Annotated in this window: 18 protein-coding genes; 10 read left to right on the top strand and 8 right to left on the bottom strand. The window is 46.2% G+C overall.

Annotation, left to right across the window (positions count from 1 at the left end; all coding sequences use genetic code 11):
- Positions 1-97: 97 nt before the first annotated feature.
- Positions 98-1,069 carry an elongation factor P--(R)-beta-lysine ligase gene (gene epmA / locus ACQEXP_RS17620; RefSeq protein ID WP_426971111.1) on the bottom strand — a complete coding sequence of 324 codons (972 nt, stop codon included), beginning with the start codon at positions 1,067-1,069 and terminating at the stop codon, positions 98-100.
- A 422-nt stretch (positions 1,070-1,491) separates the two neighbouring features.
- On the opposite strand from epmA, the gene frdA reads away from it, so the two are divergent.
- Genes frdA through frdD form a run of 4 tightly spaced genes read left to right on the top strand, consistent with a single transcriptional unit; the run spans position 1,492 to position 4,849 of the window.
- Positions 1,492-3,309, top strand: a complete 1,818-nt coding sequence (gene frdA, locus ACQEXP_RS17615) for a fumarate reductase (quinol) flavoprotein subunit (RefSeq protein WP_269378374.1) — start codon at positions 1,492-1,494, stop codon at positions 3,307-3,309.
- Entirely contained in the window at positions 3,309-4,073 is a 765-nt protein-coding gene (locus ACQEXP_RS17610; RefSeq protein WP_138973545.1) for a succinate dehydrogenase/fumarate reductase iron-sulfur subunit, read from the top strand. The genes frdA and ACQEXP_RS17610 overlap by 1 nt, the downstream gene beginning before the upstream one ends.
- 2 nt (positions 4,074-4,075) lie before the next feature.
- Positions 4,076-4,459 (top strand): fumarate reductase subunit FrdC, encoded by a 384-nt coding sequence (gene frdC / locus ACQEXP_RS17605; protein ID WP_269378375.1) that lies wholly within the window; start codon positions 4,076-4,078, stop codon positions 4,457-4,459.
- Positions 4,460-4,471: 12 nt separating this feature from the next.
- Positions 4,472-4,849, top strand: coding sequence for a fumarate reductase subunit FrdD (frdD, locus tag ACQEXP_RS17600; RefSeq protein WP_269378376.1), 378 nt, complete (start codon positions 4,472-4,474; stop codon positions 4,847-4,849).
- Between the two features lie 54 nt (positions 4,850-4,903).
- On the opposite strand, the gene hslU is transcribed toward frdD, so the two are convergent.
- From hslU to priA, 5 genes are all read right to left on the bottom strand, one after another.
- Positions 4,904-6,238 (bottom strand): HslU--HslV peptidase ATPase subunit, encoded by a 1,335-nt coding sequence (gene hslU, locus ACQEXP_RS17595; RefSeq protein WP_426971110.1) that lies wholly within the window; start codon positions 6,236-6,238, stop codon positions 4,904-4,906.
- Between the two features lie 36 nt (positions 6,239-6,274).
- Positions 6,275-6,820, bottom strand: coding sequence for an ATP-dependent protease subunit HslV (gene hslV, locus ACQEXP_RS17590; protein ID WP_269378378.1), 546 nt, complete (start codon positions 6,818-6,820; stop codon positions 6,275-6,277).
- A 258-nt stretch (positions 6,821-7,078) separates the two neighbouring features.
- Positions 7,079-7,627 carry a cell division protein FtsN gene (gene ftsN / locus ACQEXP_RS17585; protein ID WP_426971109.1) on the bottom strand — a complete coding sequence of 183 codons (549 nt, stop codon included), beginning with the start codon at positions 7,625-7,627 and terminating at the stop codon, positions 7,079-7,081.
- 114 nt (positions 7,628-7,741) lie between these two features.
- Positions 7,742-8,749, bottom strand: a complete 1,008-nt coding sequence (gene cytR / locus ACQEXP_RS17580) for a DNA-binding transcriptional regulator CytR (protein WP_269378380.1) — start codon at positions 8,747-8,749, stop codon at positions 7,742-7,744.
- Positions 8,750-9,117: 368 nt separating this feature from the next.
- A complete protein-coding gene (gene priA, locus ACQEXP_RS17575) occupies positions 9,118-11,319 on the bottom strand; it encodes a primosomal protein N' (RefSeq protein WP_426971108.1) in 2,202 nt (733 codons plus the stop codon).
- Between the two features lie 282 nt (positions 11,320-11,601).
- On the opposite strand from priA, the gene rpmE reads away from it, so the two are divergent.
- Both rpmE and ACQEXP_RS17565 read left to right on the top strand, forming a co-directional pair.
- Positions 11,602-11,820 (top strand): 50S ribosomal protein L31, encoded by a 219-nt coding sequence (gene rpmE / locus ACQEXP_RS17570; protein ID WP_138973553.1) that lies wholly within the window; start codon positions 11,602-11,604, stop codon positions 11,818-11,820.
- A 260-nt stretch (positions 11,821-12,080) separates the two neighbouring features.
- Positions 12,081-13,358: a malic enzyme-like NAD(P)-binding protein gene (locus ACQEXP_RS17565; protein ID WP_269378382.1), complete on the top strand. Its 1,278-nt coding sequence runs from the start codon at positions 12,081-12,083 to the stop codon at positions 13,356-13,358.
- A 114-nt stretch (positions 13,359-13,472) separates the two neighbouring features.
- Here ACQEXP_RS17565 and metJ read toward each other — a convergent pair whose 3' ends face one another.
- Positions 13,473-13,793, bottom strand: coding sequence for a met regulon transcriptional regulator MetJ (gene metJ, locus ACQEXP_RS17560; RefSeq protein WP_138973555.1), 321 nt, complete (start codon positions 13,791-13,793; stop codon positions 13,473-13,475).
- Positions 13,794-14,014: 221 nt separating this feature from the next.
- Between metJ and ACQEXP_RS17555 the strand changes: the two genes are divergently transcribed.
- The 3 genes from ACQEXP_RS17555 to metF all read left to right on the top strand — a co-directional run bounded on the left by ACQEXP_RS17555 (position 14,015) and on the right by metF (position 18,710).
- Entirely contained in the window at positions 14,015-15,181 is a 1,167-nt protein-coding gene (locus ACQEXP_RS17555) for an O-succinylhomoserine (thiol)-lyase (RefSeq protein WP_269378383.1), read from the top strand.
- The gene (locus tag ACQEXP_RS17550; RefSeq protein WP_426971107.1) at positions 15,181-17,592 is read left to right on the top strand and encodes a bifunctional aspartate kinase/homoserine dehydrogenase II; all 2,412 of its coding nucleotides are present in this window, start codon (positions 15,181-15,183) and stop codon (positions 17,590-17,592) included. Before ACQEXP_RS17555 ends, ACQEXP_RS17550 begins: the two co-directional genes overlap by 1 nt.
- 227 nt (positions 17,593-17,819) lie before the next feature.
- Positions 17,820-18,710: a methylenetetrahydrofolate reductase gene (metF, locus tag ACQEXP_RS17545; RefSeq protein ID WP_269378385.1), complete on the top strand. Its 891-nt coding sequence runs from the start codon at positions 17,820-17,822 to the stop codon at positions 18,708-18,710.
- Positions 18,711-18,830: 120 nt separating this feature from the next.
- Here metF and zapB read toward each other — a convergent pair whose 3' ends face one another.
- Entirely contained in the window at positions 18,831-19,073 is a 243-nt protein-coding gene (zapB, locus tag ACQEXP_RS17540) for a cell division protein ZapB (RefSeq protein WP_138973559.1), read from the bottom strand.
- A 313-nt stretch (positions 19,074-19,386) separates the two neighbouring features.
- Here zapB and glpX point away from each other — a divergent pair, with 313 nt between their 5' ends.
- The gene (gene glpX, locus ACQEXP_RS17535) at positions 19,387-20,394 is read left to right on the top strand and encodes a class II fructose-bisphosphatase (RefSeq protein WP_138973560.1); all 1,008 of its coding nucleotides are present in this window, start codon (positions 19,387-19,389) and stop codon (positions 20,392-20,394) included.
- Positions 20,395-20,761: the final 367 nt, after the last annotated feature.

The following is a 20,761-nucleotide window of genomic DNA, read 5'->3' as shown; positions in this document are numbered from 1 at the left end:
ACTGCCCTAGGCTAAAAATTCAGATTGGAAGTATAGCGAGGTTAAGATGCCTAAGCGAGCCAATTACACTCAGAATAAGAATCTGTTGCACTTTTCGCTACGCAATTGGAAACGGAAATGCCGTCACCTGATCAATATGATCACAGCCGATCGCAAGCATAATTAAGCGATCAATGCCTAAGGCGACTCCAGCACATTCTGGCAGCCCCGATTTCAGAGCGGCAATAAGATGGTAGTCGATCGGCTGTGGACTGAGCCCCATCTCTATTCGCTTAGCATTGTCTGATTCGAAGCGTTTTAGTTGTTCACTCGGATTATCGAGTTCATGGAAGCCATTCGCCAGTTCGATGCCTTTAAAGTAAACCTCGAAACGATCCGCCACTCTTGGATCTTTCGCATTGATTTTTGCCAATGCCGCTTGTGACGCAGGAAAGTCGTAAACAAAAGCAGGGACATTTTGGCCAATCTTAGCTTCCACACCCACACTGAACAGCAGTTGGAGAAGCGTATCTCTATCTTGTTCTGGTTCTGCGATATCCCTTAAACCCAACTTGGCTGCAACCTCCTTCAACTCACCCATTGTACTTTCTAAAGGGCATACTCCAAGTACGTTGATGAAGGCTTGCTGGTAGGTCAGACGCTCAGCTTGTCCACACTTGAGAACAAGTTGTAGCAGATCGTCCATCTCATCCATCAATTTATGGTGGTCAAAACCAACGCGATACCACTCCAGCATAGTAAACTCCGGATTATGGTAACGACCGTTTTCTTCATTGCGAAACGCTTTATTAATCTGATAGATACAGCCACTGCCCGCGGCCAACAGGCGCTTCATGTGAAATTCTGGGCTGGTCATAAAATAGAGTTTGCTACCATCGGCATAGCCAGGGCCGACAAACTCTGTTTGAAAAGTATGCAGATGAATATCGGTGACGGTGGCATGACTCATCGCGGGTGTATCGACTTCCAATACATCTCGAACACTAAAGAATTGACGAATCTGACTCACTAGGTCAGCACGTTGACGAAGCTGTTCAATTGAAGCAGTTGGCTGCCAGTCGTGGTTCATTGGAAAACTCTCTTTGGGTTAATCTGGCGAGAAAGTATCAAGTTTATCCAACTTTTCCTAGCAATAAACGTGAGCATATATATTCTGCACAACACACCACTCTGTCTATTTTTGAAGCAAGCATTTATCGTATTACAGCACAGAAAACATCCGCCACCAGCCTGTTATCAATCAAACAAATGTTACGCAACAGTCACTTAACAAAACGCGGTGCAATCTAAGAAGAGCAAACCTTCTTTGCCGTGATTGCAATCACATAACCTATAAATTTTATGCTCTTATATGCATTACCGGAGCAAAAACCCAAATACATCAATTTTTCTGCCATGTAGCTCTTCTACACTAGCCCTACCACTTTTGGGGCATTCCCCAATTAATTATAACAAGCGGACTATTCCGCATTTTCACACTGGAGGATAACTGTGCAAATTATCACCACAGATATCGCAGTGATCGGCGCAGGCGGCGCTGGTCTTCGCACTGCTATTGCAGCAGCTGAAGCAAACCCTGACTTAGAAGTTGCACTGATTTCTAAAGTTTATCCAATGCGTTCCCATACGGTCGCTGCAGAAGGTGGCTCAGCCGCAGTTATCAAGGATGAAGATAGCCTAGACAACCATTTCAACGATACCGTTGGTGGTGGTGACTGGCTTTGTGAACAGGATGTTGTTGAGTACTTCGTGAAGAACGCAACTCGCGAAATGATTCAAATGGAACAGTGGGGCTGCCCATGGAGCCGTAAAGAGAACGGTGAAGTTAACGTTCGTCGCTTTGGCGGTATGAAGGTTGAACGTACATGGTTCGCTGCGGATAAGACCGGCTTCCATATGCTTCACACTTTGTTCCAAACCTCGATGAAGTACCAAAACATCAAACGTTTTGATGAATATTTTGTGGTAGACCTTCTTGTCGATGAAGGCGAGGTTCAAGGTCTTATCGCGATTCACATGTCAGAAGGTGAATTGGTTACGATCAAAGCCAAATCGGTTGTTCTAGCAACTGGTGGTGCTGGCCGCGTTTACCACTGTAATACGAACGGCGGTATCGTTACGGGTGATGGTATGGCAATGGCTTACCGCCACGGCGTACCTCTACGTGATATGGAGTTCGTTCAATACCACCCAACCGGTCTACCGGGTACAGGGATCCTAATGACGGAAGGCTGTCGTGGTGAAGGCGGTATTATCGTTAACAAGAACGGCTACCGTTACCTACAAGATTACGGTATGGGACCTGAGACTCCAGTTGGTCAACCGAAGAACAAATACATGGAACTGGGTCCACGTGACAAAGTTTCTCAAGCTTTCTGGCATGAACAACAAAAAGGCAACACCATCAAGCACCCTCTGGGTGACGTGGTGCACCTAGACCTTCGCCACTTGGGTGAAGAGTACCTTCAAGAACGTCTACCGTTCATCTGTGAACTGGCTAAAGCTTACGTAAACGTAGACCCAGCAAAAGAACCAATCCCAATTCGTCCAACCGTGCACTACACCATGGGTGGTATTGAGACGAACGGCGAATGTGAAACACGCATTAAAGGTCTGTTTGCAGTTGGTGAATGTGCGTCTGTAGGTCTGCATGGTGCGAACCGTTTAGGCTCAAACTCACTGGCTGAGTTTGTGGTATTCGGTCGTGTTGCGGGTGAGCAAGCCGTGAAACGTGCGGCTGAATTCAAAGGCTGGAACGAAGAGTCCATCGCAGCTCAAGTTAAAGCGGTTGAAGAACGTATTGCCGCTCTGATGAACCAAGAAGGTGATGAGAACTGGGCAACAATCCGTACTGAGATGGGTCACACCATGGAAGCGGGCTGTGGTATCTACCGCCAAGAAGATCTGATGCAAGCGACGATCGAAAAAATCACTGAACTAAAAGAGCGTTACAAGCGCATCAGCATCAAAGATAAGGGCAAAGTGTTTAACACTGACCTTCTATACGCTATCGAAGTGGGTTATGGCCTAGAAGTAGCAGAAGCTATGGTTCACTCAGCAATCTTACGTAAAGAGTCTCGTGGTGCTCACCAGCGTCTAGATGACGGTTGTACGGAGCGTGACGATGTGAACTTCCTCAAGCACTCTCTGGCCTTCTACAAAGAAGATGCAGCACCTGAGATCGACTACAGCACAGTGACAATCACTAAGTCACAGCCAAAAGCTCGTCTATACGGTGAAGCAGCAGAGAAAGCAGCGGCTGAAGAAGCTGCTAAAGCAGCAGAGAAGAATGCAGAGGAGCAAGCATAATGTCAGGCAATCGCATCCAAAAAGTCGAGATTCTGCGCTATGACCCTGAGCATGACGCAGAGCCGCACTTTCAAACCTTTGAAGTACCGTTTGATGAAACCATGTCTACGCTTGATGCGCTAGGCTACATCAAAGATAACCTAGACAAAGATCTGTCATACCGCTGGTCTTGTCGTATGGCTATCTGTGGTTCATGCGGCATCATGGTAAACGGTGTACCTAAGCTAGCGTGTAAGAGCTTCTTACGTGATTACCCGAACGGTGTGAAGATTGAGCCACTAGCGAACTTCCCGATTGAGAAAGATCTTATCGTTGATATGACGCCGTTCATTGAGCGCCTTGAAGCGATCAAACCATACATTATCGGTAACGACCGCAAGCCAGAAGATGGGACTAACATCCAAACTCCTGAACAGATGGCGAAGTACAAGCAGTTCGCTGGTTGTATCAACTGTGGTCTATGTTATGCCGCGTGTCCTCAATTTGGTCTGAATCCAGAGTTCATTGGTCCAGCAGCACTAACGCTTGCTCACCGCTACAACCTCGATAGCCGTGACAACGGTAAAGCTGAACGTATGGCACTCATCAATGGTGAAAACGGCGCTTGGGGCTGTACCTTTGTTGGTTATTGTTCTGAGGTTTGTCCTAAGAGCGTTGACCCTGCCGCGGCAGTGAACCAAGGCAAAGTCGAATCTTCGATGGATTTCGTTATTGCGATGTTGAAGCCGGATGGCACACCAGCGAAAACAGCAGAGGAGGCATAAGGATGAGTAACCGTAAACCTTACGTTCGTGAAGTAAAACGCACTTGGTGGAAAGATCATCCTTTTTACCGCTTCTACATGCTTCGTGAAGCAACAGTATTACCGCTAATCCTGTTTACTCTATTCCTAACTGTCGGTTTAGGTTCATTGGTAAAAGGCCCTGACGCTTGGCAAACTTGGCTTGATTTTATGGCGAATCCAGTCGTGGTCGCGATTAACATCGTGGCGCTAGCGGGCAGCCTACTGCATGCTCAAACCTTCTTCAGTATGATGCCGCAAGTGATGCCGATTCGCTTGAAAGGCAAACCTGTCGACAAGAAGATCATTGTACTGACTCAGTGGGCAGCGGTAGCTTTCATCTCACTTATTGTCTTGATCGTAGTTTAAGGAGCTTTAACGATGAAACCGAATTTCTCTGTAGATAGAGCACCTAAACGTTCTGATGAGCCAATCTGGTGGGGTCTGTTTGGTGCAGGCGGTACTTGGTTCGCAATGATCACACCAATCACAATTTTGGTGCTAGGTGTACTGGTACCGCTCGGTGTGATCAGTGCTGACGCACTAAGCTATGACCGTGTTGTAGACTTTGCAACCAGCATCATTGGCGCGCTATTTATCATCGCGACACTGGCACTACCAATGTGGCATGCGATGCACCGTGTTCACCACGGCATGCACGATCTTAAATTCCATACAGGTATTGTTGGTAAAGTTGCGTGCTACGCGTTTGCAGGTCTTATTTCTGCTCTAGCTGTCATTTTTATCTTTATGCTTTAATCAGCACTCAAAGTAAAAGCCCGCTAAGTTAGCGGGCTTTTTTATGTGGCTTGATTAAAGAATAAAGCGGCTTAGATCTTCATCTTCGATTGTTTCACCCAGTTTCGCTTTCACATATTCAGCATCAATTGTTAGCTTAGAGCCCGCTTTATCGGTCGCTTCGAATGAGATATCATCCATTAATCGCTCCATCACAGTATGCAGACGGCGCGCACCGATGTTTTCAGTTCTTTCATTCACTGTCCATGCTGCTTGTGCAATTTGAATGATCCCTTCTTCCGTAAACTCAATGTCGACATCTTCTGTCTTCATCAGCGCAACGTATTGCTCCGTCAGAGACGCTTTAGGCTCAGTTAGGATACGTTTAAAGTCATCGCTAGACAGCGCTTCAAGTTCCACTCGAATAGGCAGACGACCTTGAAGTTCAGGGATTAAATCTGAAGGTCTTGCCACTTGGAATGCACCTGAAGCAACAAACAGAATGTGGTCTGTCTTAACCATACCGTGCTTAGTTGACACCGTACTGCCTTCAATCAGTGGTAGGAGATCGCGTTGAACACCTTCACGAGAAACATCTGGCCCCGAGCTCTCACCACGTTTACAGATCTTGTCGATTTCATCGATAAATACGATACCGTTGTTTTCTACGTTGAAAATCGCCTGCTCTTTTAGCTCTTCTTGATTAACAAGCTTGGCCGCTTCTTCCTCAGTTAAAGCTTTCATAGCATCTTTGATTTTTAGCTTACGTTTTTTCTTCGTATCACCCGCTAGATTCTGGAACATGCCTTGCAGCTGATTCGTCATCTCTTCCATGCCAGGAGGTGCCATAATTTCAACACCCATTTGTGGTGCTGCGACATCGATTTCGATCTCTTTATCGTCTAGCTGCCCTTCACGTAGTTTTTTACGGAAAACCTGACGCGTGTTAGACGAAGTTTCGTCACGCTGCTCATTTTGCCCCCAAGCATCACGCGCTGGCGGTAGCAGTGCATCAAGAATACGCTCTTCAGCCTGCTCCTCGGCACGGAATTTCACTTTTTCCATTGCCTGTTGATGAGTCATCTTAATCGCCACGTCCGTTAGGTCACGGATGATGGTTTCGACTTCTTTACCGACATAACCTACTTCGGTAAATTTCGTCGCTTCAACTTTAATGAAAGGTGCGTTCGCCAACTTCGCAAGACGGCGAGCAATTTCAGTTTTACCCACACCCGTTGGGCCAATCATCAGAATGTTCTTCGGCGTCACTTCTACACGCAGGCTTTCATCAAGCTGCATGCGACGCCAGCGGTTACGTAATGCAATCGCTACAGATCGCTTAGCTTTGTCCTGACCAATGATATGGCGGTTAAGTTCATGGACGATTTCGCGAGGTGTCATTTCAGACATAATCTTTTCCTTAAATTAGTTAGCCACTATCTTTGGTTATTCAGCTGCTTGTTGAGCTGGAATTTCTAGTTCTTCAATAGTGTGGTAATGGTTCGTAAACACACAGATATCACCTGCAATCTTGAGTGACTTTTCTGCGATTTCACGAGCATCTAATTCTGTATTTTCTAGCAGAGCCGTCGCCGCAGCCTGAGCAAAGTTACCGCCCGAACCAATTGCGATCAGATCGTTCTCTGGCTGAACAACATCACCGTTACCAGTAATGATCAAAGAAGCCGTTTCATCAGCAACAGCCAATAGAGCTTCAAGTTTGCGTAGGGCACGGTCACTGCGCCAATCTTTCGCTAACTCTACCGCAGCTTTAGTTAGATGACCCTGATGCATTTGCAGTTTACTTTCAAACTTTTCAAACAGCGTAAAGGCATCTGCGGTACCGCCCGCAAAGCCAGCTAGCACTTTGTTGTTGTACAGACGACGCACTTTCCGTGCATTGCCTTTCATCACGGTATTACCTAGTGATACTTGGCCATCACCAGCGATGACGACTTTGTTATTACGACGTACAGATACAATGGTAGTCACGAGCAGGGCCTCATAGTTATTTTAATCTCAATGTTAGAGATTATATGAGGTTTAGGGATTGGAAATTCAAGGGGCAGTCGAGAGGTGAGAATAAGCCCTACCAACCACTGCAATCTCAAGAGTGCTATTAACTGACCACCCTCCTCGCCTCTAAAAAGACGAAGTCTGGTCTCCATTCTCAGAGCGAAGCGTTCTAGCATCGCGCAGCCCGCTCTCTTAACGAAAAAAACGAACCCATAGGGTTCGTTTTTAAAACTTCTACTGCGCTTCTTTCCAGATCGCACAGGGTTCGATTTTAGCGCGTTGCAGCTTATGCTTGTCTCGTTCCGCATCTCGCTTGAACTTATAAGGTCCAAGCACTACACGATACCAACTGCTGTCTTCTTTTTTGCGGATCTTACTATTGATGCCCTGAAAAGCGATATCCAACTTACGTGCTTCAGCTTGCTGAGCGGTCTTATAAGCGCCGCACTGCATGATATATGGAATCTCAGATACCACCTGCTCTTTAGCTTTGACTTCGACTTCTCGGCTTAGCAACGAATCGACATAATCCCACTTCTCTTCTGGAGGTGGTGGCAGTTTGGCTTGCGTTGCTGGCTTCGGTTTTGGTTTAACCGGTTCAACAACTGGCGGTGGTGGCTCAGGATCATTACTGAGGGTATACAGACCATAACCAAACACGCCCACCAGCAAAATAGCTAACAGGCCACTGCGCCATGGTTTACGACGTGGTGCAGATGTTTTTTTGGTCGGCTTGCGGCTGTTTCCGCCACGACCTCTTTTAACGTAATCTCGATTCGCCACTACTTAACATCAATAATTTTGTTTACTACTGCCGATATGTTAATGCAGATCGCCACTTGATGACAGAGTATAAATGGAAGCGGCACATCAAAATGTGCCGCTGAGAGGTATGTTTTAAAGCACTCGCGGAGGAGCCGCACTTTCACGGACAACCAGTTTCGTTTCCAATAGTCTCGATCCTGCTCTAACGTCATGGCCACGCAATAACTCAAGCATCATTAGCATCGCCTGACGACCGATTTCATAGCGAGGCTGTGAAATGGTAGTTAGCGGTGGATCGCAGTACTGTGCAAAGTGGATATCATCGAAACCAACCACGGATAAATCTTGTGGCACTCGGATACCGAGCTTTTTCGCTTCCTGAATCGCGCCGATAGCCATTGCATCATTATGACAAAAGACCGCTGTTGGAGGTTCAGACAACGCCAACAGCTGACGCACCGCCTTGGCACCATCCTCAAACGAAAAATTCCCATAAGTACAGTAATTAGGATTCATCGTAATGCCCGCACGACGTAGAGCTTGTTGATAGCCCTGATGGCGGAATTGACACAACACCGCCGATTGCGGTCCCGAGATCTGAGCGACGCGCTTATGCCCCATCTGCGTGAGATAGTTTACCGCCTCAAAAGCAGAAGTCAGGTTATCGATATGTACTGTTGGGAGTTCTAATTCTGGCGCAAACTCACACGCCATCACCATAGGCGGCAAATTCTTCTGTTCAGGTTTACTGACATCGAAGGGGAGATCGGTACCAAGTAACAACATACCATCAGCTTGTTTAGTAAACACAAGGTTCACAAATGAGCTTTCTCGTTTTTTCTGCTGACCACTATCGCCAAGTAGCACGATATAACCGTGCTCCATAGCTGCATCCTCAATACCTCGAATAATTTCGGTGTAGTAAGGATCACAGATATCCGGAATGATCGCGATAATTGTTTTTGATTCATTGCGGCGCAAATTGCGCGCCAACGAGTTTGGTGAATAACCAGCTTCCAATACCGCATCTTCAACTCGTTTTCTCGTCGCTGATGATACTTTTTCCGGATTCATCAACGCCCTTGAAACAGTCGCTGTTGATACTCCCGCAAGCTGGGCAACATCCTTCATTGTCGCCATATAAAATTTACCCTCTTCGTTTCCTTCAACGGTAGCTCGGTTGCCACCTTAGCTTCTAGTTGGAATTTATCTCATAGCCTCAACGGCTAAAATGATGTCGATTTGTAGGCTAAATACCTATCTTCTCATTAATATGCCTCGAGCAAACGATTAACTCACAAATAACAGTTTGAGAGCAACACATTGCACACGACCTAGTTTATTCATTTCAAAACACAAAGTTACGGGAGATTTAACAAAATTGGCGCCTGAGAGGAGATTTCGATCACAAATAAATGAAAAAGGTGTGAATATTATTTTTCTCAATAACTCATCAATGATCTATTTAAGCAAAAACATGCCCATTTAGAGCAAAGCTTTCTGGCAGGCTAACTTAAATCTTGAGGTTCAATATCGAGGCTCCAACGCACTTTTTTGGCCAATGGCAATAGTGCGATGGCCGGCTTAGCACTGGCCAATAATTTCTGCATAACAGGACGACTTTGCGTTTGCAGTAGTAGTTGCCAACGATACTTTCCTGCTCTTTTGGCTAGCGGAGCGGGTGTAGGGCCAAGCACTTGGCACAGATCATCAAACAGCGGATGTGCCTCTAAGGTATGGCGAACCTGACGCAGAAATTCTTCAACTGTTTCAGATTGATTGGCTTCGGCTCGAAATAGAGTTAAAAACGAATAAGGCGGTAACTGAGCCAGTTTTCGTTCTTGTAGCGCTGTTTCCGCAAAGTGGCGGTAACTTTTCGTCAGTAACGCTTGCAGCAAACTGTGTTCAGGATGATGTGTTTGCAGTACGACCTCGCCGGGTTTGCTCGCTCGCCCTGCTCGACCGGCAACCTGTATAAAGAGTTGCGCTAAACGTTCAGAGGCACGGAAGTCACTGGAGTAAAGAGAGCCATCTACGTCCAAAAGCCCCACCAGCGTCACATCAGGAAAGTGATGACCTTTTGCGAGCATCTGTGTACCAATCAGAATTTGGTATTCTCCCTTGCGAATGGCACCTAACGCACTTTCTAGACTACCTTTTCGACGTGTACTGTCTCGGTCGATACGAATGGTTTTGTATTCAGGAAAAAGTTCTGCCAATTGTTTTTCTAGCTGCTCTGTCCCCACCCCAACGGTAACTAAGTGCGTTGAACCACATCCTTGGCACTGGTGGATAATCGGTTGCTGTGAGCCACAATGGTGACAGCGAATTTCGTTGCTAAATTGGTGATATGTGTAATACGCATCACAACGTTTACACTCTGCAATCCAACCACATTCGTGGCACATCAGTGCCGGAGAAAAACCACGCCGATTGAGAAACAGCATCACTTGATTACCTTGCTTGAGATGTTTGCGCATCTCAGCAATCAGCGGAGCAGACAATCCACTTTCTAAATAGAGCCCCTTAACATCGAGGACTTTGTTCGTTGTCGGCGTCGCGTTTCCAGCACGAGAAGAGAGGATCAAGTGATGGTATTTACCCGCCAATGCATTGTGTAGTGTCTCTAATGCAGGTGTTGCCGACCCCAATACGATAGGGATTTGCTCCTTATTGGCTCTCATCACTGCCACATCACGAGCGTGATAACGCAAGCTATCCTGCTGTTTGTATGAGGCATCATGCTCCTCATCAACAATAATAATGCCCAAGTTAGCGAAAGGGGTTAATAACGCTGAGCGGGTGCCAATTACAATACCCGATGCATTATCACGGGCACTCAACCACGCATTAAGGCGTTCAGTATCATTGAGACCTGAGTGAATGACTTCTACAGGTACATTAAATCGCTTCTTGAAGCGGTTGATGGTTTGTGGCGTCAGGCCTATTTCAGGTACCAACACGAGCGCTTGTTTACCTTGCTCTAGCACTGGCTTGATCAAATTAAGATAAACTTCGGTTTTACCCGATCCCGTTACCCCTTCAAGTAGATAACAACCAAAGCCTTCACCGCTATTCACTGTCGCGATTGCAATAGCTTGCTCTGAATTCAGTTTGGGTTTATCGACCTTGGCCTCAACATCTTGACGCCAATCTCGAATCACAGGTTTGTTCTCAATGGACTCTATCCAGCCTTTTTCCGCTAAGGATTTTAAAACAGCCGAAGAGACTTCTTCATCCAAAAACCTTTGATGTGCCACCGAACCATGTTCAAGCATACGCATTACTTTTGCTTGTTTTACTGCACGACCAAACCCCTGCATTAGCTGATCGCGACCTTTTGCCGTGAGCTGCCACTCTACTAACGTGGCAAAGTCTGCCTCTTTTCCTTTACGCAAGGCACTCGGCATCGCATTGAACAGGGTGTCGCCAAGTGGATACTGATAAAACTGACTGCACCAAACCAGCAAAGAGTAGAGGCTTTGCGACCAAACAGGCTGGCTATCAAGCACTTGCTTAATCGGTTTCAACTTATCGAGACCAAACTCCGATTCATTAACCAATGCCGTTACTATGCCCACTAATGTCTGACGGCCGAATGGCACAGATACACGCCCACCTATGATTGGAAACATATGGCTGGGAATCTGATAATCAAACTGTTTATCCAGTGGAACAGGCAGAGCTACACGGGCAATAGTTGGTCGCATATAGGCTTTAAAGCTCAGTAAGAGAAGAGGTTAATTAGTCTAAGGGAAAAGGTCATTGGTTGAAAGAGAACAACACCAGCACCATTCAACCTAATCAGGCTAAAAAAGTAGCAACTTTATGTTGAAACGGCTTGATCCTAACCGATGTATTCATTACTATATCGCGCCTTAGAGATATGGCTTGCTGATATGCAGCGGTATCCTAGATTATTTTTTATTAACTACGTGTGGTGTCCGGCTTAGATTCGGATGGCGACACGGCCTATATACAGAGGTTCTCCCATGAAAGCTGGTATCCACCCAGAATACAAAGCAATCAAAGCGACTTGTTCTTGTGGTAACTCTTTTGAGTTCAACTCAACTCTAGACAAAGATTCTATCCACCTAGACGTATGTGACAAATGTCACCCATTCTACACTGGTAAGCAACGTATCGTTGATACAGGCGGCCGTGTTGATCGCTTCAACAAGCGTTTCGGTGCTCTATCAAGCAAGAAGTAATAACTTCCTTGTTACCGAATTAGAAAAAGGACGCTCAGGCGTCCTTTTTTGTTCTCTGCTATTTGCTCGCTACTCATTTTTCAGACAAATCTATTACAATTGGCGATATTCGCTAGCTATATCTCTATTCATCTGGTCTTATCTCCAGTCATTTACTACTTTTTCTTGCTTTAGCTCGCATTCTCACCTAGGCAGCTTGACTTAGTTACTCTAGAATGGATTCCCCCTTTCCATATAATTATTAACGAGTACCTACACCTATGTCAGACGACAATCGCCAAGAACTATCCCCTGAAGAACAATTTCGTCAACAAGCATTGGATTACCACGCAGTCCCTACTCCAGGGAAAATTGAGATTGCACTTACAAAGCCAGCAGAAACTGCTAAAGACCTTGCTTTGGCATACAGCCCAGGCGTAGCAGAGCCAGTACGTGAAATCGCACAAAATGCAGACAACGTTTACAAATACACTTCTAAAGGCAACATGGTCGCTGTTATCTCTAACGGCACCGCGATTCTTGGTCTTGGTAATTTAGGTCCTCTTGCCTCTAAGCCAGTAATGGAAGGCAAAGCCCTTCTATTCAAACGCTTTGCAGGACTAGATTCTATTGATATTGAAGTCAAACACCGCACTATCGAAGAGTTCGTCGATACGGTTGCGAACATTGCGGATACGTTTGGCGGCATCAACCTAGAAGACATTAAAGCACCTGACTGTTTTGAGATTGAAAAGCAGCTGATTGAACGCTGTGATGTTCCTGTTTTCCACGATGACCAGCACGGTACTGCGATTGTTACTGCGGCTGGCATGCTTAACGCTATCGAGCTACAAGGCAAGAAACTGGAAGACGCAACGATTGTCTGTCTAGGTGCAGGCGCTGCGGCTGTCGCATGTATGGAACTACTGATTAAATGTGGCGCTATGCGTGAGAAGATCTACATGCTTGACCGTAAGGGCGTCATCCACACTCGCCGTGATGATTTGAACGAATACAAACAACTGTTTGCTAACAATACTGACAAGCGCACTCTAGAAGACGTGATTGAAGGTGCTGATCTGTTCCTAGGTGTATCAGGTCCAAACCTACTTTCTCCTGAAGCGCTTGCTTTAATGGCGAACAAGCCAGTGGTATTTGCATGTTCTAACCCAGATCCAGAAATCAAACCTGAACTAGCTCACCAAGTACGTCAGGATCTAATTATGGGTACAGGTCGCAGCGACTACCCTAACCAGGTCAACAACGTACTGTGCTTCCCATTCATTTTCCGCGGTGCACTAGACGTGCGTGCAAGTGAAATCAACGATGAGATGAAGTTAGCAGCAGTCGACGCAATTCGTCAGCTAGCTAAAGAAGAAGTGCCGGCTGAAGTACTCACTGCAGCAGGTGTTGACGCTCTGTCTTTTGGCCCAGGTTACATCATTCCTAAACCAATGGATCCTCGCCTACTACCGCGCGTTGCAAAAGCGGTAGCTCAAGCTGCGGTAGACTCAGGTGTCGCTCGCATTGAAATGCCAGCAAACTACATGGAACAATAATCCATTGTTGCTGATGTGATAAACACAAAAAAACCGCTGTCATATTCAGCGGTTTTTTTATTTTTGATGATGTTATCGGCTTTCAGCGAAAAATTAAGGTGCTAATATTTTTTGTTATTCGTCATCAAACGCTTCGAACTCAATACCCATTTCCGTCATCAGTTTCTTCACTTCAGCAGGAATATCGTCAGGGCGGTCTTTACGTAAATCTTCATCTGTAGGCAACGGTTGCCCTGTATAAGCATGCAAAAATGCTTCACACAATAGCTCACTATTTGTTGCGTGGCGTAGGTTATTAATCTGACGGCGTGTACGCTCATCTGTTAAAACCTTTAATACTTTCAATGGAATAGAAACAGTAATCTTCTTTACTTGTTCGCTTTTCTTTCCATGCTCAGCATATGGGCTAATGTATTCGCCATTCCAATCTGCCATTGCGCACCTTTTATCAATTTTTATGTTTGAAAATAGAAACCCCAATTTTAGCGGTATTTATAGCCACAAGCAAAGACATATAGACGTCTAGAAGTATTGACGTCCTATAAAATGGCAAGTAAAGTAAATTGAATAAAGGATTGGGATGGCCACGATATGGCTCTTAAGAGCTTATAGCCTATTCCATTGAAAAAGTCATTTAAGGTCGAAAGGAAACATTTATGAGCACCCGCAAACCAGCCACAATCGCGGTACGTACTGGTATCGAGTCTGACACTCAACATCACGCAGTTGTTCCACCCATTTACCTTTCGACCAACTATGGGTTCCCAGCTTTCGGAGAAGTGCCTAAGTACGATTACACTCGCTCTGGAAACCCAAACCGAGGCCTATTAGAAACCGCCCTATATGAACTTGAGTCAGGAAAAGGGGCTGTGGTCACTAACTGTGGGACATCCGCCCTCAATTTATGGGTGTCAGCCTTCTTGAGCCCTGGCGATATCATTGTCGCACCTCACGATTGCTACGGGGGCACCTACCGCCTATTTAACACTCGTGCCAACAAAGGGGATTTCAAAGTCCTGTTTGTTGACCAATCAAACGAGCAAGCCCTCGAAGAGGCATTGGCGCAAAAGCCTAAACTGATCCTCTTAGAAACACCGTCAAATCCATTGGTTCGAGTCGTTGACATCGCTAGTGTTTGCCAAAAAGCCAAAAAGGTCGGCGCATTGGTTGCGGTCGACAACACCTTTTTGACCCCTGTATTCCAGAAACCTCTTGAGCTTGGTGCGGATTTTGTCATTCACTCAACGACTAAATACATCAATGGTCACTCAGACGTTATTGGTGGCGTGGTGATTACCAAAAGTGAACAACATGCGGAAGAGTTAGCGTGGTGGGGTAACTGTATCGGCGCCACCGGCACTCCTTTCGACAGTTACATGACACTACGTGGCATACGAACACTCGGTGCTCGAATGAAAGTTCATGAAGAGAGTTCTAGCAAAATTCTCAGCCACCTTCAGACTCAACAACTTGTAGGTAAAATTTATCACCCTAGCCTGCCTGATCATCCAGGTCATGACATTGCTAAGAAGCAACAAACCGGATTCGGTTCGATGCTCAGTTTCGAGTTTGCAGGTACTTTCGAACAGCTTAAATACTTTGTTGGCGAGCTAGAGCTATTTTCATTGGCTGAATCTCTAGGTGGCGTAGAAAGCCTAATTTGCCATCCTGCATCTATGACCCATAGAGCAATGGGAGAAGAGGCGCTAGCGGAAGCTGGGGTGTCACAACAACTGCTACGAATCTCTGTCGGGCTTGAAGATGCAGACGACTTAATTGCAGATTTAGAGCAAGCATTTGCTAAAACAGCGGAGGCTCAATAATGTCTCATGAACGTCAGCTACATAAATTTGGCGGAAGTAGCTTAGCGGATCCTGAATGTTATCGCCGCGTGGTGGGGATCTTAAAAGAGTACTCAAGACCGGATGATCTCATCGTTGTCTCTGCGGCTGGTAAAACAACTAACCGACTTATCGCGTTTCTTGAAGGGCTCGCAACTGATGGGCGCATTGCTCATGAAGAACTCCAATCCTTACGAGTGTTTCAAACTGAACTCGTTGAAGAGTTGATTGAAGGCGAAACTAAACAGCAACTACTCGCGACTCTGCAGGATGAGTTCAGTACCTTGGGGGAATTAACTTTCCCTCTCAACGAAGCACAGAAAGCGGCGGTGCTTGGTCATGGAGAGGTCTGGTCGTCTCGCCTGCTTGCCGCCTTGCTCTGCCAAACTAATTTACCTGCAGTCGCGCAAGATGCCCGCGCCTTCCTTCGTGCAGAAGCAGGAACTCAGCCTGAAGTTGATTTTGGCGCTTCTTATCCATTAATTAAAGAAGTGCTTGCGCAACATGCCCATCACCGTATCGTGATTACAGGCTTCATGGCACAAGATAAGCAAGGACACACTGTTCTCTTAGGACGAAATGGCTCTGACTACTCTGCCACCGTGATTGGTGCTCTCGCCGAAGCAAGCCGTGTAACAATCTGGAGCGATGTTGCGGGCGTTTATAGCGCAGATCCAAGATTGGTCTCCGACGCCTGTCTCTTACCACTATTACGCTTAGACGAAGCAAGCGAGTTGGCACGACTAGCAGCGCCAGTTCTCCACAGCAGAACCTTACAACCTGTCGCTCAAAGCGCAATGGATTTGCACCTTCGCTGTAGCTATCAGCCAGAGTCAGGTTCAACTCGTATTGAACGTGTACTGGCATCAGGAAGAGGGGCTAAAATCATTTCATCTCTCGATGAAGTGCTATTGATCGAACTTTACTTCTCTTCTCGACATGATTTCCAACGTATTGAAAAAGAAGTACTTGCTAGCCTCAAACGTGCCCAACTTGAACCTCTTACCTACGAGGTTCAACCAGACCAACACACTATTCGCTTAGCGTATACAAGTGAAATTGTTGGCGGTGCTTTAGAGCATTTACAAGACGCAGCGTTTGAAGCGGAAATCAAACTGAAAGAAGGTTATTCGATGGTCGCCGCCGTTGGTGCCGGTGTGACAAAGAATGCCAATCATTGTTATGGTTTCTACCAACAGCTAAAGAACTCGCCAGTTGAGTTTATCTCTGAATCCTTATCAGGCCTTAGCCTTGTTGCTGTACTACGTAAAGCAAACACTAAACTACTGGTCAAATCGATTCACAGTCAGCTTTTCCAAGCGCAAAAAAGAGTCGCTATTGCACTGTGTGGCAAAGGCAATATCGGCTCCAGCTGGCTAGCACTATTCTCCGAACAGAAAACTGAGCTAGAAAAACGCCATGGAATGAACTTTGAGTTAGTTGCTGTTATCGATAGCCAGACTTATTGGTTTAACCCAAATGGCATTGATGCAGCCCAAGTCGCAACTCACTTTGATGAAGAAGCGATCAGTCACGAGGGCAGTGATTGGATTAAGGTGCTCGGTTCAATTCAAGGCTATGATGACCTTGTCATCTTAGATGTCACCGCAAGTAAGACGCTGGCAGAAAGATACTTAGAGATCGCAGAGCAAGGGATGCATTTGATCTCTGCAAATAAGGTAGCAGGGTCCGCTTCCAGCGAATACTACCATCAAGTACAAGATGCCTTTGCCAAGATCAACCGTCACTGGCTTTACAATGCTACCGTTGGCGCAGGATTACCGATCAATCACACCGTTCGAGACTTACGTGAAAGCGGTGACGACATCATAGCGCTGTCTGGCATTTTCTCAGGCACGCTCTCTTGGCTTTTCCAACAGTACGATGGCAGCGTACCCTTTGCAGAGCTCGTCGATCTGGCATGGCAGCAAGGGTTAACTGAGCCCGATCCTCGCCACGATCTCGATGGCTCTGACGTCATGCGCAAACTGGTTATTCTTGCGCGTGAATCAGGGCTTGTCATTGAGCCAGAATCAGTAAAAGTCGAAAGCCTCGTGCCTCAAGAGCTCACTGGGCTAACTATTGATGAGTTTTTTGATCAAAGCCAGTTACTCAGTGAACTGCTGGCTGAACGCCTTAAAAAGGCACAAAGAGAAGATAAAGTACTGCGCTATGTTGCTCGACTTGAGAAAAACGGCACCGCAACCGTCGGTGTTGAGGCACTCAACAAAGAGCATGCGTTAGCTAATTTACTTCCTTGTGACAACATCTTCGCCATTGAAAGTAAATGGTATAAAGACAACCCATTGGTGATACGTGGACCAGGTGCAGGCCGAGAGGTCACCGCAGGCGCAATTCAATCCGACCTAAATCTACTATCCAGTTTACTTTAACCTCCAGGGCGCTAAATGATTTAGCGCCCTTTCTCTATTCCAAATAGCAAACAAAATCATGGGTTGCCAATCAACTTGAAACCCACTCATAATGAACTTGAGAAAAATTCATAGTTACAGAGTTGACATTAAATCGTATTCAATTCATTCTGTAGACATATAGACGTCTAAACGTCGATTGGGAATTATGAGTTTTTTGGCATGGATGGCCATTGGGAGAGAGTAAGATGGGATACACACACGCTAGTCATATCGACGCCTTAAATCAGAATGTCGCTGAGCTTTCTGACAACATCAATGTTTCATTTGAATTTTTTCCACCTAGCAGTGAAAAAATGGAAGAAACACTGTGGAATTCTGTACACCGTCTAAAAAATCTTAAGCCAAAATTTGTCTCTGTGACTTACGGTGCAAACTCAGGTGAACGCGATAGAACTCACTCCATCATTAAAGAGATTAAGGCAGAAACTGGCTTAGTCGCAGCCCCACACCTGACGTGTATTGACGCCTCTCGCGAAGAACTGATCCAAATTGCAGATGACTACTGGGCAAACGGCATTCACAACATCGTGGCACTTCGTGGTGACATCCCACCGGGTGGTGGTAAACCTGAAATGTATGCGTCTGACTTAGTGGAGTTGTTAAAAGCTCGCCATGACTTCGACATCTCAGTCGCAGCATTCCCAGAAGTACACCCTGAAGCAAAGAGTGCTCAGGCGGATCTTCTCAACCTAAAACGCAAAGTTGATGCCGGTGCAAACCGCGCTATTACGCAATTCTTTTTTGATGTTGAGAGCTACCTGCGTTTTCGCGACCGTTGTGTGGCAGCGGGTATCGACGTAGAAATTGTTCCAGGCATCTTACCTGTGTCCAACTTCAAGCAAGCCTCTCGCTTTGCTGCACAGAATGCAGTGAAAGTTCCAGGTTGGATGAAAAAGCAGTTTGAAGGGCTAGACGATGACCCAACAACTCGCCAGCTTGTCGGCGCTAGCCACGCAATTGATATGGTTCGAATCCTAAGTCGTGAAGGTGTTAAAGATTTCCACTTCTACACACTGAATCGTGCAGAAATGACGTATGCACTGTGCCATACACTTGGCGTACGTCCTCAAAACTAACCACAACCAAACTCCCATTCCCAAGGCCGATAATCTTATCGGCCTTTATTGTTTTCGTTGGACACAAAAAAGGCTGAACATCTAGTCCAGCCTGCTACGAAAAGTATAGGTTCTATCCTATTACTCTACATCGTCCATTTTACCAAGTAGGTTGCGGATGCGCTCTTGCCACGCTGAATGCTCTTGCTGCATTTGTTGTGCTTTATGCTCTAGCTCTTCACGACTGCTACGTAGTTCGTTTGCTTCTGTCGCAAGTTTCTCTTTCTCTTCTTTAAGCTCTTCTACTTCCATTTGCAGAAGGGCAATAGTATCAACTGCAGTTTGGATTTTTGCTTCTAGCTGTTCTAATACTTCAAAAGACATCTTGGCCTACCTATTTGTTATTCGGGGAAAGGTTTTGGTCATCGATGATCCAAACCCGTTTTGTTCCATTCTACTCAGCCGAGCGCTGATAGACACGCCCTATCTTGGATATTTTTCATCATTCGCTTAAAAAAACAGCGCAAATTGACAATAGCTTTACATCTGAGCCAAAAGCGACGAAATGTGCTCTATTTAAGCGACTAAATTGATCCTGTTCAATGACCATATAGGCAAAAAAGCAAACGTTTCCTTTTTGATATGGTAAAATCCTGCCGTTTTTGTTTTTTCTCTTTATCCTTTACTTGGAGTCATCATGAAACGCGATTTAGCAATGGCATTTTCTCGAGTTACCGAGGGTGCAGCACTGGCAGGCTATAAATGGCTTGGCCGTGGCGATAAGAATGCAGCCGACGGTGCCGCTGTAGAAGTAATGCGTAGCTTACTCAACAAAACTGAGATCAGTGGCGAAATCGTTATCGGCGAAGGCGAGATCGATGATGCTCCTATGCTCTACATCGGTGAAAATGTCGGTCTAGGTGGCGACGAAGTCGATATCGCAGTAGACCCTATCGAAGGCACGCGCATGACGGCGATGGGCCAATCTAACGCATTAGCGGTGCTCGCTGCTGGCGAAAAGGGAAGCTTTTTAAAAGCACCTGATATGTATATGGAAAAGCTCGTTGTAGGTCCAGGCGCAAAAGGTTGCATCGACTTACACAAGCCACTGAAAGAAAACCTAGAGAACGTCGCACAAGCGCTGGGTAAAAGCCTAGATACTCTGGTTGTAATTACGCTAGCTAAGCCTCGTCACGATGGCGTTATCGCTGAAATGCAGGCCATGGGCGTGCGTGTATTTGCCGTCCCTGATGGTGATGTGGCAGCATCGATTCTTACATGTATGCCAGACAGTGAAGTAGACGTCATGTACTGCATTGGTGGTGCACCTGAAGGGGTAGTATCTGCCGCAGTGATCCGCGCACTAGACGGCGACATGCATGGTCGTCTACTGCCTCGCCATGAAGTGAAAGGGGATACAGAAGAAAACCGCATTTATGGCGCAGCAGAGCTTAAACGCTGTGAAGAAATGGGCGTCGAGGCGAATGTCGTACTCACTATGGAAGATATGGCTCGCAGCGACAATGTCGTGTTCTCAGCCACTGGTATCACTAAAGGTGATCTTCTAGAAGGCATTACACGCCAAGGTAATATCGCAACAACGGAGACGCTATTAATCCGTGGCCGCTGTCGTACTATCCGCCGTATTAAATCTATCCACTATCTAGAGCGCAAAGATGCTGAAGTGAGAGATATTATTCTTTAAGCGAGAAGAGAGAAAAGCTCGAAGGGTTGACGTGAAAGCGTCAACCCTTTTTGTTTGAAGAGAGAAAAACTAGAATATTAGTTCCCTCTCAAAGCACGTAATCCATAGCACGCACCCGATTTCCACACGAGAAGCACTCCTGCCCCCTAATACACAAAAAGCCCGTGGCGTAAGCGACGGGCTTTTAAAACGACCAAAGCCTAGCGTCAGGCTGGGCTGTGTGAATCAGAGGCGGACGGTCAGGACGGCAAGTCTTCGGAACGCGTTGGTCGATGAAAAACAGACACGGATAAAAACAAAAAGACCCCAGCATTTCTGCTGAGGTCTGGAATAAGTGGCGGAGCGGACGGGACTCGAACCCGCGACC

The sequence above is a fragment of the Vibrio sp. TRT 1302 genome (assembly GCF_050113875.1).
GTDB lineage: Bacteria > Pseudomonadota > Gammaproteobacteria > Enterobacterales > Vibrionaceae > Vibrio.
This window is presented reverse-complemented; position numbering and strand designations above follow the sequence as displayed.

Bases quoted from the DNA above. Each gene is read 5' to 3' on its own strand.
- metF (WP_269378385.1), top strand. From the start codon at position 17,820: ATGGGATACACACACGCTAGTCATATCGACGCCTTAAATCAGAATGTC.
- cytR (WP_269378380.1), bottom strand. From the start codon at position 8,749: ATGGCGACAATGAAGGATGTTGCCCAGCTTGCGGGAGTATCAACAGCG.
- rpmE (WP_138973553.1), top strand. From the start codon at position 11,602: ATGAAAGCTGGTATCCACCCAGAATACAAAGCAATCAAAGCGACTTGT.
- ACQEXP_RS17550 (WP_426971107.1), top strand. From the start codon at position 15,181: ATGTCTCATGAACGTCAGCTACATAAATTTGGCGGAAGTAGCTTAGCG.
- ACQEXP_RS17565 (WP_269378382.1), top strand. From the start codon at position 12,081: ATGTCAGACGACAATCGCCAAGAACTATCCCCTGAAGAACAATTTCGT.
- metJ (WP_138973555.1), bottom strand. From the start codon at position 13,793: ATGGCAGATTGGAATGGCGAATACATTAGCCCATATGCTGAGCATGGA.
- frdD (WP_269378376.1), top strand. From the start codon at position 4,472: ATGAAACCGAATTTCTCTGTAGATAGAGCACCTAAACGTTCTGATGAG.
- ACQEXP_RS17610 (WP_138973545.1), top strand. From the start codon at position 3,309: ATGTCAGGCAATCGCATCCAAAAAGTCGAGATTCTGCGCTATGACCCT.
- priA (WP_426971108.1), bottom strand. From the start codon at position 11,319: ATGCGACCAACTATTGCCCGTGTAGCTCTGCCTGTTCCACTGGATAAA.
- glpX (WP_138973560.1), top strand. From the start codon at position 19,387: ATGAAACGCGATTTAGCAATGGCATTTTCTCGAGTTACCGAGGGTGCA.
- zapB (WP_138973559.1), bottom strand. From the start codon at position 19,073: ATGTCTTTTGAAGTATTAGAACAGCTAGAAGCAAAAATCCAAACTGCA.
- hslU (WP_426971110.1), bottom strand. From the start codon at position 6,238: ATGTCTGAAATGACACCTCGCGAAATCGTCCATGAACTTAACCGCCAT.
- ACQEXP_RS17555 (WP_269378383.1), top strand. From the start codon at position 14,015: ATGAGCACCCGCAAACCAGCCACAATCGCGGTACGTACTGGTATCGAG.
- epmA (WP_426971111.1), bottom strand. From the start codon at position 1,069: ATGAACCACGACTGGCAGCCAACTGCTTCAATTGAACAGCTTCGTCAA.
- frdC (WP_269378375.1), top strand. From the start codon at position 4,076: ATGAGTAACCGTAAACCTTACGTTCGTGAAGTAAAACGCACTTGGTGG.